This is a genomic window from Streptomyces sp. NPDC059853 (genome assembly GCF_042731495.1).
Lineage (GTDB): Bacteria > Actinomycetota > Actinomycetes > Streptomycetales > Streptomycetaceae > Streptomyces.
This window is the reverse complement of sequence record NZ_JBHWJL010000146.1, coordinates 1-12,189: the sequence shown is the minus strand read 5'-3', so window position 1 is coordinate 12,189 and position 12,189 is coordinate 1. Positions and strand designations below refer to the sequence as shown.

Genomic DNA, 12,189 nt, shown 5'->3' with positions numbered 1-12,189 from the left:
GCCCTCCCCCGGTGCGGGGGAGGGCCGCGGCCGCGGTCAGCGGCGCCGTACCGTCAGCACCAGGAGCCCGGCGACCACCAGGGCCACCCCGCTCCAGCCCCAGCCGCCGAGCCGTTCCCCGACCACGGCCACCCCGAGCACCGCGGCGACGACCGGCTCGAAGAGGGTGAGCACGGTCGCGGCGCTGGCCCGTACCCGCACCAGGCCGGCGCCGAAGAGCAGATAGGCCAGGCACATCGGGACCAGCGCCAGATAGCCGACGACCAGCAGTCCCCGGCCGGTGTCCAGCAGCGGCCCCGAGGTGAGGGCGAACAGCGGGACGAGGACCAGGGTGCCCAGGCCGAACAGCGCGCCCATCACGGCCCGGGAGGAGTGGCCCTGCCGGATGAGGCGCCCGGCGTAGTAGGTGTATCCGGCGTAGGCGGCGCCGGCCAGCAGGCCGAGGGCCACCCCGGCCGGTATCCGGGCGGTGTCGCCCCCGCCGGTGCCGCCGGCCGCCACGAGCACGGCGCAGCCGCCGCCCGCCGCGCCGGCCGCCGCCGCCCAGCGGCGGGTCAGCCGGGTGCCGTCCAGGAGCCGTTCCAGCAGCGCGGCGAAGACCGGGGCGCAGCCGAGCGAGACGACGGTGCCCACCGCGACCCCGGCCCAGGCCATCGAGGTGTAGAAGGCCAGCGGGTAGATGACGATGCAGAGCGCGCCGAGCAGGGCCCAGCCGAGCGCGCGGCGGCCCGAGCGCAGAACGGCCGGGGCGGAGCGGCCCGCGAGGGCCAGGGTGAGGAGTCCGCCGATGCCCATGGTGCCGGCGCCGATGGCCAGCGGGGAGGAGCCGGCCGGTGCGAAGGAGGCCACGGTGCCGGTGGTGCCCCACAGGGTGGCGGCAGCCAGGATCAGCAGCGGCCCGCCGGGGCCGCGGGTGCCCGGTGCGGGCGGCGCGGCGGCCAGGGCGGCGGTGGCGGGGGAGGGGGAAGGTGATGCGGTCGAAGACATGAAGAGTGTGTCCTGCTCCGTCGGAGAAGTCCGGTTGGGGGAAACGGAGTGAGGACGCACGAGAAAGAAGGCCCCGGCCCGGTGCTGTGCACCGGGTGGGCCGGTGGGGTGCGGTGGATGCCCGCGCCGTGCGCCCTCAGCGGGTGAACGGCGGCGGAGTGACCGCGTGCCAGTAAGTCGATCGCATGAGCATAAGAATAGGGGACGGGCTGGCCGGCCCACCGCCCGCGCCCCGCGAGGACGGACGACCTGGCCACGCATACACAACCGGGCCCGATCCGGCCCGCGCAATCGCCGCATCGGCGTCCGCGACCCGCGTGGAGATCCGACGCGCTCCCCACCGTTACGCCAACGCGCCCTCCAGCGCGAAGGTCGCCGCCCCCAGCGACACCGGATTGCCCTCGACCGGCGACAGCACGATCTCGGCGCGCGCCGCCGGGCGGCCCAGCGCGTACCGGCCCACCGCCTCGCGCACCGCCCCCAGCAGCGGCGCCCCGAACTCCCGCGCCACCCAGCTGCTGAGGACCACCACCTCCGGATCCAGCAGATTCACCAGATCCGCCACCGCCGCGCCCAGCTGGTCCGCGCAGACCTCCAGCACCCGCAGCGCCACCGGATCCCCGGCCCGGCAGCCGGCCGCCAGGGCCGCGATCGCGGCCGTCTGGCCGTCCGCCCGCACCGGCACGGCGTCCGGCGCCAGCTCGCTCAGGGTACGGATGATGCCCGGCGCCCCCACATAGCTCTCCACGCAGCCGTGCCGCCCGCAGCGGCAGCGCCGGCCGCCGTGCACCAGCGTGGTGTGTCCCCACTCCCCGGCGCTGTTGGACGCGCCCCGGTGCACCGCACCGCCCAGCGCCAGACCGGCGCCGACCCCGGTGCCGAGATTGACCACCACCGCGTCCTGCCGCCCGCGCGCCGCGCCGAACCACAGCTCGGCCACCGTCGTGGCCCGCAGGGGGTTGTCCAGATAGAGGCGGTGCGGGATGCGGCGCGCCAGCAGTTCCAGCAGCGGCACCTCGCGCCAGTCCCAGTTGGCGGCGAAGACCGAGACCCCGCCCTCCCGGTCCACCATGCCGGGCATGGTCACCCCGACACCCAGCACCGGCGATCCGGCCGGTGCCCCCGCGTCCGCCGCCAGCAGCGACACGGCCCGCGCGATCCGCTCCGCCACCAGCTCGGGGCCGTCCTCGCCCGGGGCCAGCGGCAGCCGGGCCCGCGCCCGGACCCGCAGCGTGAGATCGAACAACTCGGCGTGCACATACGTCTCGGCCACATCGACGCCGATCAGGGTGCCACCGGCCGGGTCGGCCGCGAGCAGCGCCCGCGGCCGGCCTCCGGCGGAGTCCTCGACGCCGGCCGCCCGCACCATGCCCAGCCGGTGCAGCTCACCGGTGACGGTCGCCACCGTGGCCTGGCTGAGCCCGGTGGCGGCGGCCAGCACGGGCCGGGAGACGGGGCCGCCGGCCAGGATCCGGCGCAGCACCCGGTAGCGGTTGGCGGTGCGGATGTGCCGCGAGGAGCGCTGCGCGGGCACCCCTCCGACCCCGCTCACTCCTGCCCGTCGTCCTTGTTCCGGCGGCGGAACCAGCGGCGCTGGCGCGGCCGCTGGGCCCGCTGCCGCCGCCGGGAGGAGCTGAAGATCCAGCCCGCCGGCGGCTCGTCCGAGCGCCACGGCTGCGGATCCGGGGCCTCGTTCTTCCAGCGTTCGGTCAGCATCCGGGTCCGCGCGGTGGGCTCGGAGACCTCGGCACCTCGCACGAAGTTCTCGTCCAGCACCACGTCGTCCCAGCTGTCGCGGCCGGGCTTGTCCTCATCGCCCGGCTCGCCTCTGCCCTCAGGCCCCGTCCCCATGACCCGCCTCCCGTCCCGCCGACTGCGTCCGGACGTCACACCCAATGGAGTAAACGTTCCATCGTCCTGTCGTGTTCCTGCCCGGCCCGCACCCTACCGAAGACCCTCACGATCCGGTCTTCGAACCCTCCCGGTCCTTCCGCGTCGCGTACAGCGAGGTGATGGTCGTGACGGCCAGCACCCCGATGATCACCGACAGGGAGAGCGGGATCCCGATCTCCGGCACGTGCACCCCGTTCTCGTGCAGTGCGTGCAGCACCAGCTTGACGCCGATGAAGCCGAGGATGATGGACAGCCCGTAGGACAGGTGCACCAGCTTCCGCAGCAGCCCGCCGATGAGGAAGTACAGCTGCCGCAGGCCCATCAGCGCGAAGGCGTTGGCGGTGAACACGATGTACGGGTCCTGGGTCAGGCCGAAGATCGCCGGGATCGAGTCCAGCGCGAACAGCACATCGGTGCTGCCGATCGCCAGCATGACGATCAGCATCGGGGTGACCAGCCGCCGGCCGTTCTCCACGATCCACAGCTTGGTGCCGTGGTACTGGTCGGTGGCCGGCAGGCGCCGTTCGATCGTCTTGAGGAACCGGTTCTCCTCGAACTCCTCCTCCTCGTCCTGGCGTGCGTCCTGGATCAGCTTCCACGCGGTGTAGATCAGGAACGCGCCGAAGATGTAGAACACCCACGAGAAGGTGGAAATCAGGGCCGCACCGGCGGCGATGAAGAGGGCCCGCAGCACCAGGGCGATGAGAACACCCACCATCAGCACCCGCGACTGGTACGCGGCCGGTACCGAGAACTTCGCCATGATCAGTATGAAGACGAAGAGATTGTCCACACTGAGGGACTTCTCGGTGATGTAACCGGCGAAGAACTCGCCCGACGCCTGGCCCTCTCCGACCACGGCGAGCCCGATGCCGAACAGCACCGCGAGCACCACCCAGAAGATCGACCAGCTGGCCGCCTCCTTGAGTGTGACTTCGTGGGGCTTGCGCCCGAAGAAGAAGTCGACAGCGATGAGGGCACACAGCACCACGATGGTGAGCCCCCACATGGGCAACGAGACGTCCACTGATCCTCCGGTATATCCGTCGTCCCGCCCATCCTGCCCGACCGCAGGCATTGACCCGGAATGCCCCCGGAATCACCCCCATGTGGTTCGCATCGCACACACATACGGACCCTGGTGTTTCCTCTGATGTCACCCGCCGTTCATCCGGATATCCGGAAGAAGGCTCAGAAAGGACATCACGCCCGCGGCGAAAAGAAGATGCGGCCCCCCGGTACGGCCGGAATGATGCGGGTCATGGGACACAGTGCCGCGGGGCTGCGGAGCTACGGTGAGATCTTCCGGGTACCGGGTGCCAAACGGTTCATCGCGGCGGGGATGATCGGCCGGATGCCGTCCTCGATGCTCAGCCTGGGCACCGTGTTCCTCATCACAGCGGTCACCGACAGCTACGCCACCGCCGGTCTCGCCTCCGCGGGCGGCGCCCTGTGCTACGCGCTCATCGTGCCGCAACTCGGCTACCTCATCGACCGTTTCGGCCAGCGCCGGGTACTGCGCCCGCTGGCCGCCGCCTTCGGCACCGCGGGCGCGCTCTTCCTGCTCGCCGCCCAGTTGGACGTCCCCGTCTGGCTGCTGTGCGCCAGCGGAGCGGTCTTCGGCGCCTTCATGCCCCCGCTCGGCGCCCTGGTCCGCGCCCGGTGGAGCCACCTCGCCGAACGCGACGGGGGCGGCCGGCTGCTGAAGTCCGCCTTCTCCTTCGAATCCGTCGCCGACGAGCTGATCTGGGCCGTCGGCCCGCTGCTCGTCGCCTTCGCCGTCCTCGTCCACCCCGCCGCCGGCGTGGCCGCCGCCGCGCTCACCGGCGTCACCGGCTGCCTGCTGCTCGCCGGCCAGCACCGCACCGAGCCGCCCGTCGCCGCGCCCCAGAAGGTGCGCACCCGGGCCATCACCGCCCCCGGCATGCCCTGGATGTGCGCGGTGTACCTGTTCACCGGCGCCATGTTCGCCGCCTTCGAACTCGCCACCATCGCCTTCGTCGACCACTACGGCGAAACCTGGATGACCGGCGCCGTCCTCGGCACCTACGCCATCGGCAGCGCGATCGGCGGCCTGTGGTACGGCGCCCGCGACTGGTCCCTGCCGCTGGACCGGCTCTTCCTGCTCACCATCGCCTCGGTGGTGGCGGGCATGGCCCCGCTGTGGGCCATGCCCGGCGTCCCCGCCCTGTGGGCGATCTCCCTGTTCGCCGGCATCCTCACCGCCCCCGCGATCATCGCCGGCTACAGCCTGGTCCGCGAAGGCGTGCCGGGCCACATGCTCACCGAGGGCCTGAGCTGGCTCTCCATGGCGGTCGGCGTCGGCCGCGCCGGCGGCGTCGCGCTCACCGGCGTCGTGATCCAGCACCACGGCCCGCGCTGGGGCTACGCCCTCGCCCTGGGCCTGGGCGCCTGCGGGGTGGCCATGGGGCTCAGCGGCGCCCGCACCCTGCGCACCATGGCCACCACCCGGCTCACCCGCGCGGCGTGAGCCGGTAGACCTCCCCGGCCCGGGTCGCGAACACCGTCACCCCGTCCGCGTCCCGCTCGGCGGCCACCTCGGCCCCGTCCCGGGTGACCGTCACCGGCACCGCCGTCCGCACCCGGGCGGTGGCACCGATCCGGGAAGCGATCCCGGCCCCGGTCAGCGCCCCGCCCGACCAGGACAGCGCCACCTCGAACCCGCCGCGCGCCAGCAGCCCGCGCACCCGGCCCTCGGGCAGCGCCCCCGGCAGCGCCGGCAGCAGCTCCAGCTCCGCGCCGTGGCTCTGGAGCAGCCACTCGGTGATCCCGGCGGTCGCCCCGAAGTTGCCGTCGATCTGGAACGGCGGATGCAGATCGAAGAGGTTCGGCGCGGTCCGCTCCGGTGTCAGCTGATCCGTCAGCAGTTTGTACGAACGGTCGCCGTCCGCCAGCCGCGCCCAGAAGTTGATCTTCCAGCCCAGTGACCATCCGGTCCCCGCGTCACCGCGCTGCTCCAGCGTCACCCGCGCCGCCTCGAACAGCTCCGGCGTGTGCCGGGTGATCTGCGCCCCGGGGTGCAGCCCGTACAGATGGGAGATGTGCCGGTGCCCCTGCTCGGGGGCACCGGCGTCCCAGTCCTGCTGCCACTCCTGCAACTGCCCCCGGGCCCCCACCCGCGAGGGCGGCAGCCGGTCGGCCGCCGCCCGCACCCGGCCCCGCAGCTCCTCGTCCAGCCCGAGCACCCCGGCGGCGGCGTCCACCGCGCCGAACAGGTCGCGCAGGATCTGGTTGTCCATCGTCGGCCCGGCGCACAGCGTGCCGCCCGGCCCCGGGTGGTGCGCGTTCTCCGGCGAGATCGACGGGCAGGTCACCAGATGACCGGTCCCCGGGTCCTCCACCAGCGCGTCCAGGAAGAACCGCGCCGCCTCCGCCAGGACCGGGTAGTCGGCCCGCAGCCGCCCGGTGTCCCCGGTGAAGCGGTAGTACTCCCACACCGCCAGCGCCAGCCACGCGCCGCCGGTGGGCCACATCCCCCAGGTGGTGCCGTCCACCGGCGCCGTGCCCCGCCACAGATCCGTGTTGTGGTGCGCGACCCAGCCCCGCGCCCCGTACATCGCGCGGGCGCTGCGCGCCCCGGTGACCCGCAGGTCGTGCAGCAGGGCGAACAGCGGCTCCCAGCACTCCAGGAGGTTCGCCGGACCGGCCGGCCAGTAGTTCATCTCCGTGTTGATGTTGATCGTGTACTTCGACCCCCACGGGGGGTCGGTCAGGTCGTTCCACAGCCCCTGGAGATGGGCGGGCTGGGTCCCGGGCCGGGAGCAGGAGATCAGCAGATAGCGGCCGAAGTGGAAGTACAGCGCGGCCAGCTGCGGGTCGGCCGTGCCGTCCCCGAAGGCCGCCACCCGCTCGTCGGTGGGCAGAGCCGCGGCTGGCGTCGCCGGGATCTCCAGCGCCGTCCGCCCGAACAGCGCCGCGTGGTCGGCGACATGACGCTCCAGCAGCTCCGGGTACGGCCGCCCGGCCGCCGCCGTCAGGTCCTCCAGCGCCCGGGCCGCCGGATCGGCGCCGAGATCCTGCCGGTCGACGTGATTGGTGCCCACCGAGATCAGCAGGGTCACCGCGTCCGCGCCGGACACCCGCAGCACCCCGTCCGCCGAGGACACCTCGCCACCGGCAGGCAGCGCCCGCACCAGCGCCCGGAACCGCACCGCGCCCGCCACCCCGGAGGCGTCCCCGCCCCGGCCGTCCAGCGCGATGGCGGTGCCGTCCGGGGACAGCGCCGTGGTCGCCATCGGACTGTCGAAGGACGCGCTGAACCCCACCGCCCCGGGGGCGTCCGCGCTCAGCCGCACCACGATCACCTGGTCGGCGGCGCTGGAGAACACCTCCCGCCGGTGCCGTATCCCGTCCCGGACGAACTCCACCGTGTGCACCGCCCGGGACAGATCCAGCTCCCGGCGGTAGCCACCGGCCTCCCCGGAGCCCTCCCCGGCGGCGTCGAACGCCAGCCGCAGGCTGCCCACCGTCTGACAGGGCATCTGCTGGACCGGTACGCCCATCACATCCGACTCCAGCAGCCGGTGCGCCGCCTCCCACTCCCCGGCGAAGACCAGCTCCCGCGCCCGGGGCAGCGCGGCGGCGGCCCGCGGATTGTCGTAACGGTGCGGCCCGCCCGCCCACACCGTGTCCTCGCTGAGCTGCAACTCCTCGCTGTCGGTGCCCCCGTACACCATGGCGCCGAGCCGGCCGTTGCCCACCGGCAGCGCCTGGAGCCAGGCGGCGGCGGGCCGCGGATACCACAACACGTACGGGGAGCCACTGCGCTGCATGCCGAACCTCTCGGTGAATGCGGTACGCACGCCCGCCGGCCGCCCCGCCGGCCGAGGGGCGCCGCTCAGCGCGCGGCCGGGCCGATCGCCAGGTCGGCCCAGACTACGTGCCCGCTTCCGGCGTCCCGGGGCCGTACCCCCCACACCTCGGCCAGCGTGCACACCAGCAGCAGACCCCGGCCGCCCTCGTCCTCCATGGTGGCCGCCGTCGGCATCCCGGCCGGGCCCGCACCCGCGCTGGACACCGCGATCCGCAGCAGCGACCCCAGTATCCGCACCTCGCAGCCCACCGAGCGGCTGCCGGTGTGCCGCAGCGCGTTGGTCACCAGCTCCGAGACCACCAGCTGGGCGTTGTCGGTCAGCTCCACCGGAGAGCGCCACTCGGTGAGCTGGGCCCGGACCCGGCGCCTGGCCTCGCCGACGGAGGCGTCCACGGCGGGCAGCTGGAAGCTCAGACGCTCGCTCCCGAGAAGGGAGGTGTCATAACGCTCTAAGGGCTGAGCGTGTGAGGAGGAAGCCACCCCCATACTCTGCGTGTTGACCGTCGCATCCGGCAAGGGGCATCCTGCAAATTACAGAACCGTTGATATCACTCTGTTGTACTTGCCCGCGACCGTGGCACACTGCTCTGCGATGACAGCCGTTGGATGGGGGCGGGCAGTGGCAGGAACGCCGGGCGCGGCACCGACCGCCCTGCGAGTGGTACTGGGCAGACGGCTCCAGGACCTGCGCGAGGAAGCGGGCTACACCTTCGAGGAAGCAGCCGCCGCTCTCGACGTCACCCACGCCACCATCCGCCGGATGGAGAAGGCCCAGGTCGGCCTCAAAGTGCCCTACGTGGAAAAGCTGCTGCGCATCTACGGGGTCACCACGACCGAGGAGATCGAGGGCTTCCTCAACCTCGCCCGCGAGGCCAACCGGCCGGGCTGGTGGCACCACTACCGCGATGTGCTGCCCGACTGGTTCAGCGCCTTCGTCAGCCTGGAGGCGGAGGCCGACCAGATCCGTGCCTACGAACCGCACTACGTCCCCGGGTTGCTCCAGACCGAGGCCTACGCGGCCACGGTGCTGCGCTCCGGCATGCCGCACGCCCCGGCCAGCGAGATCGACCGGCTGGTCGCGCTGCGGCTCGCCCGCCAGGACCTGCTCCAGCGCAAGCAGCCACCGCTGCTGTGGGTCGTGATAGACGAGACCGTGCTGCGCCGCCCGTTCGGCGGTCCCAATGTCATGCGTGCCCAGATCTCCCGCTTGATCGAGGCCATCGCCGCACCGCATGTGCGGCTGCAGATCATGCCGTTCAGCGCGGGGCCCCACTCCGCGATGTACGGCCCCTTCCACCTCTTCCGGTTCCCCATCCCCGAACTGCCGGATGTCGCTTGTGCGGAGAGCCTGATAGGCGCCGCGTACTTCGACCAGCGCGAGGACGTCTCGCAGTTCCGGGAAGCACTGGACCGGATGTGCGCTCAGGCCGCGCAGGTGCACCGCACTGAGGTCATCCTCAGTCGAATTCGCAAGGAGATCTGACATGGATGACGTCTACAACGGCATGCCGGCCTCCGAACTGGCCACCGAGGGCTGGCGGAAGCCCTGGAGCGGCGGCAACGGCGGCAGCTGCGTCGAGGTGCTGCGGCTGGGGGACGGCCGGGTCGCGCTGCGTCAGTCCACCGATCCCGACGGTCCCGCGCTGATCTGCTCCGGCCACGGGATGGCCGACTTCATCCGGGCCGTGAAGTCCGGGGACGCCGACTTCCTGCTGGTGTGACCGGCCGCGGCCCCGGGCCACCGGGTGCCGCCCGGTGGCCGCGGGGTGCGGCTGTCGTGCCCGCGGGGGAGTGCGGTCAGTCCTCGCCGAGGGCGCGCAGGATCACCGAGAAGGTGGTCGGCGCCGGGGTGAGGTGGTACCGCGGCAGCGGGCCGGGACCGCAGGACTGGCTGCCGATGCCGTGCTGGGCGGCGTCCAGGTGCACCCACACCGTGTCGCCCGGTGTCAGATCGGGGGTGTGGGTGGCCGCGTCCAGCTGCTCGGTGGTCCAGCGGCGGGCGGTGAACATCAGGGGCTGTTCGCCTGCGGTGAGCCGCAGCCCCGGACCTTCGGTGCCGGGCCGCTCGCGCAGTTCGGCCCAGCGGACATCGATGCGGGCGCCGTTCTCCTGGGGCCGCACATACGGGGTGTGCAGCCCGTCCACGGTGGCTTCCCAGCGGCCGGTGCGCGCGGCGGCGCGGGTGTCCGGGTACGCCTCGCCGGGGCCGCCGCCGTACCACCGGACGTGGCCGAGCCCGGCCGGGAGCCCGAGCCGTAGCCCGAGCCGGGGCAGCGGCACCCGCCAGTCGCCTTCGGGTGTGACCTCGACGTCCAGCCGCAGCGCCCCGTCCCCGGTCGCGGTCCAGCGGTAGACGGTGCGCAGACCGGCGTCGGTGGCGGCCGGGGCGACCCGGGTCCGTACGGTGAGCGTGCCGCCGTCCGCCCCGACGGCGTCCACCCGGTGCCGGATCCGGTGCAGGCCCAGCTCGCGCCAGCGCTGGGCGAGCCGGGTGCCCTCCTCCCAGACCATGCCCTCGTCGTTGTCGGTCGGGGCGCGCCACACATCCAGTACCGGGCCCCGGTGCAGGGTCAGGCCGCCGAGGGTGCGCAGCTCGCCGGAGGCGGCGTCGAAGACCGCGGGGCCGAGCCTCCAGGTGGTGCCCTCCCGGCGTGCGGTGCCGGTCGGCGCTCCGGCGCTCGGTGCGAGGCGGGGGCGCGCGGAATCCGCGATCTGACCCCAGGCCACCTCGTGCCCTGCCGGGGCCCACGCGGTGTCGGCGGCCAGGGCGGCGGTCACCGTCCAGATGCCCTCACCCGGCGCGTCGCCCGCGGGCGGGTCGGGCAGCGGAACCTCCGCCGTACTGCCCGGCGCCACCTCGGGAACGCTCAGCCCGCCGGAGGCGAGGAGGATGCCCTCGGCCTCGTACCGCCAGCCGAAGGTGAGATGCCCCAGACCGAGGAAGTCGTATCCGTTACGGATGGTGATCGTGCGGCGGGCGCTGTCACCGCTGATCGTGACCGGTTCGATCACCTTCTTGTACTCGATGAGCCCGGGGGAGGGGGTGCGGTCGGGGAACACCAGGCCGTCGCAGACGAAGTTGCCGTCGTGCAGCTCCTCGCCGAAGTCGCCGCCGTACCCGGAGTACGGCTCCCCGTCCGCCGGCCGCACCGGCAGGCCGTGGTCGATCCACTCCCACACGAACCCGCCCTGGCAGCGCTCGTACGTCTCGAACAGCCGCTGGTACTCGCTCAGCCCGCCGGGCCCGTTGCCCATCGCGTGCGCGTACTCGCACAGCAGGAACGGCAGGGACGCCCGGTGCGCCTCCAGCTCCGGGTCCTCCAGCGGCTCCTCGGCGCGCCGCCCGATCCGCTCCACCTCCTCGTGCGGGGCGTACATCCGGGAGTAGAAGTCGGAGTCGCGGTAGGTGGGGTCGTTCTCGTAGTGCACGGCGCGGGACGGGTCGCGCTCGCGGATCCAGGCGGCCATGGCGCTGAGCCCGTGACCGGCGCCGCACTCGTTGCCCAGCGACCAGATCACCACGGACGGGTGGTTCTTGTCGCGCTCCACCATCCGCCGGGCCCGGTCGAGCAGGGCCGGGACGAAGCGGTCGTCGGCGACCGGGTTGCCGCGCCAGCCGGGGAAGTAGCAGAAGCCGTGGGTCTCCAGGTCGGCCTCGTCGATCACCCACAGGCCCAGCTCGTCGCAGAGGTCGAGGAAGGCGGGGTGCGGCGGGTAGTGGCTGGTGCGGACGGCGTTGATGTTGTGCCGCTTCATCAGTTCGATGTCGGCACGCATGGTCGCCTCGTCCACGGCGCGTCCGGTGTCCGGGTGGAACTCGTGCCGGTTGACACCGCGGAAGAGGACCGGCTTGCCGTTCGCCCGGAAGAGTCCGTCGCGTACCCCGACGGTGCGGAAGCCGATGCGCAGCGGGATGCGCTCGCCGGGGGTGGCCAGTTCGCCGGAGTACAGCCGGGGGTGCTCGGCGGACCAGGGCTCGACCGGGACCCGTACCTCCTCGTTGGTGGGGATCTCGATGCCCAGTTCGGGCACGGTCACGGTGCCGGGGGTGTCCGACTCGACGCGCAGGACGCCCTCGCCGGTGGTGTGGTCGTAGCCGGCGTGGGTGAAGAAGTCGGTGGGGGAGTGCTCGGGGCGGTGCAGCAGCGTGACGTCCCGGAAGATGCCGGGGAGCCACCACATGTCCTGGTCCTCCAGGTAGCTGCCCGCCGACCACTGGTGGACGCGGACGGCCAGGACGTTGCCGGTGGGGCGCAGCAGCGGCCCGACCGCGAACTCGTGCGGCAGCCGGCTGCCCTGGAAGGTGCCCAGTTCGGTGCCGTTGAGCCAGACGCGGGCGCAGGACTCGACGCCCTCGAACCGCAGGACGCTCTCCCCGCCGTCCGGCCAGTCGGCGGGCAGGTCGAAGACGTGCCGGTGGTCGCCGGTGGGGTTCTCGGTGGGGACGCGCGGCGGGTCGACCGGGAAGGGGTAGC

Annotated in this window: 10 protein-coding genes; 3 read left to right on the top strand and 7 right to left on the bottom strand. The window is 73.0% G+C overall.

Annotated features, from left to right (window positions below; genetic code table 11):
• Positions 1–36 precede the first annotated feature (36 nt).
• The 4 genes from ACFV5N_RS16680 to ACFV5N_RS16665 all read right to left on the bottom strand — a co-directional run bounded on the left by ACFV5N_RS16680 (position 37) and on the right by ACFV5N_RS16665 (position 3,907).
• A complete protein-coding gene (locus ACFV5N_RS16680) occupies positions 37–987 on the bottom strand; it encodes a DMT family transporter (protein WP_385599866.1) in 951 nt (316 codons plus the stop codon).
• A gap of 343 nt (positions 988–1,330) precedes the next feature.
• The gene (locus ACFV5N_RS16675) at positions 1,331–2,539 is read right to left on the bottom strand and encodes an ROK family protein (RefSeq protein ID WP_385599863.1); all 1,209 of its coding nucleotides are present in this window, start codon (positions 2,537–2,539) and stop codon (positions 1,331–1,333) included.
• A complete protein-coding gene (locus ACFV5N_RS16670) occupies positions 2,536–2,838 on the bottom strand; it encodes a hypothetical protein (RefSeq protein WP_385599860.1) in 303 nt (100 codons plus the stop codon). The genes ACFV5N_RS16675 and ACFV5N_RS16670 overlap by 4 nt, the downstream gene beginning before the upstream one ends.
• Positions 2,839–2,944: 106 nt before the next feature.
• Complete coding sequence (locus ACFV5N_RS16665) at positions 2,945–3,907, bottom strand: TerC family protein (protein WP_385599857.1); 963 nt, start codon at positions 3,905–3,907, stop codon at positions 2,945–2,947.
• 234 nt (positions 3,908–4,141) lie between these two features.
• Here ACFV5N_RS16665 and ACFV5N_RS16660 point away from each other — a divergent pair, with 234 nt between their 5' ends.
• Positions 4,142–5,371, top strand: coding sequence for an MFS transporter (locus tag ACFV5N_RS16660; protein WP_385599855.1), 1,230 nt, complete (start codon positions 4,142–4,144; stop codon positions 5,369–5,371).
• Here ACFV5N_RS16660 and ACFV5N_RS16655 read toward each other — a convergent pair.
• Positions 5,355–7,673, bottom strand: coding sequence for a glycoside hydrolase N-terminal domain-containing protein (locus ACFV5N_RS16655; RefSeq protein WP_385599852.1), 2,319 nt, complete (start codon positions 7,671–7,673; stop codon positions 5,355–5,357). The genes ACFV5N_RS16660 and ACFV5N_RS16655 overlap by 17 nt on opposite strands.
• A 65-nt stretch (positions 7,674–7,738) precedes the next feature.
• Positions 7,739–8,194, bottom strand: a complete 456-nt coding sequence (locus tag ACFV5N_RS16650; RefSeq protein ID WP_385599849.1) for an ATP-binding protein — start codon at positions 8,192–8,194, stop codon at positions 7,739–7,741.
• A gap of 112 nt (positions 8,195–8,306) precedes the next feature.
• On the opposite strand from ACFV5N_RS16650, the gene ACFV5N_RS16645 reads away from it, so the two are divergent.
• Both ACFV5N_RS16645 and ACFV5N_RS16640 read left to right on the top strand, forming a co-directional pair.
• Positions 8,307–9,197 (top strand): helix-turn-helix domain-containing protein, encoded by an 891-nt coding sequence (locus ACFV5N_RS16645; RefSeq protein WP_385599846.1) that lies wholly within the window; start codon positions 8,307–8,309, stop codon positions 9,195–9,197.
• Between the two features lies 1 nt (position 9,198).
• On the top strand, positions 9,199–9,435 hold the full coding sequence (locus ACFV5N_RS16640; RefSeq protein WP_385599844.1) for a DUF397 domain-containing protein: 237 nt from the start codon (positions 9,199–9,201) through the stop codon (positions 9,433–9,435).
• A gap of 76 nt (positions 9,436–9,511) precedes the next feature.
• Here the strand turns inward: ACFV5N_RS16640 and ACFV5N_RS16635 are convergent.
• A partial coding sequence (locus ACFV5N_RS16635) for a glycoside hydrolase family 2 TIM barrel-domain containing protein (protein ID WP_385599841.1) occupies positions 9,512–12,189 on the bottom strand: 2,678 nt, incomplete at its 5' end.

What these genes read in the sequence shown, in the direction of transcription:
- ACFV5N_RS16645 (WP_385599846.1), top strand. Translation starts at nt 8,307, where the DNA reads ATGACAGCCGTTGGATGGGGGCGGGCAGTGGCAGGAACGCCGGGCGCG.
- ACFV5N_RS16680 (WP_385599866.1), bottom strand. Translation starts at nt 987, where the DNA reads ATGTCTTCGACCGCATCACCTTCCCCCTCCCCCGCCACCGCCGCCCTG.
- ACFV5N_RS16640 (WP_385599844.1), top strand. Translation starts at nt 9,199, where the DNA reads ATGGATGACGTCTACAACGGCATGCCGGCCTCCGAACTGGCCACCGAG.
- ACFV5N_RS16670 (WP_385599860.1), bottom strand. Translation starts at nt 2,838, where the DNA reads ATGGGGACGGGGCCTGAGGGCAGAGGCGAGCCGGGCGATGAGGACAAG.
- ACFV5N_RS16655 (WP_385599852.1), bottom strand. Translation starts at nt 7,673, where the DNA reads ATGCAGCGCAGTGGCTCCCCGTACGTGTTGTGGTATCCGCGGCCCGCC.
- ACFV5N_RS16660 (WP_385599855.1), top strand. Translation starts at nt 4,142, where the DNA reads ATGGGACACAGTGCCGCGGGGCTGCGGAGCTACGGTGAGATCTTCCGG.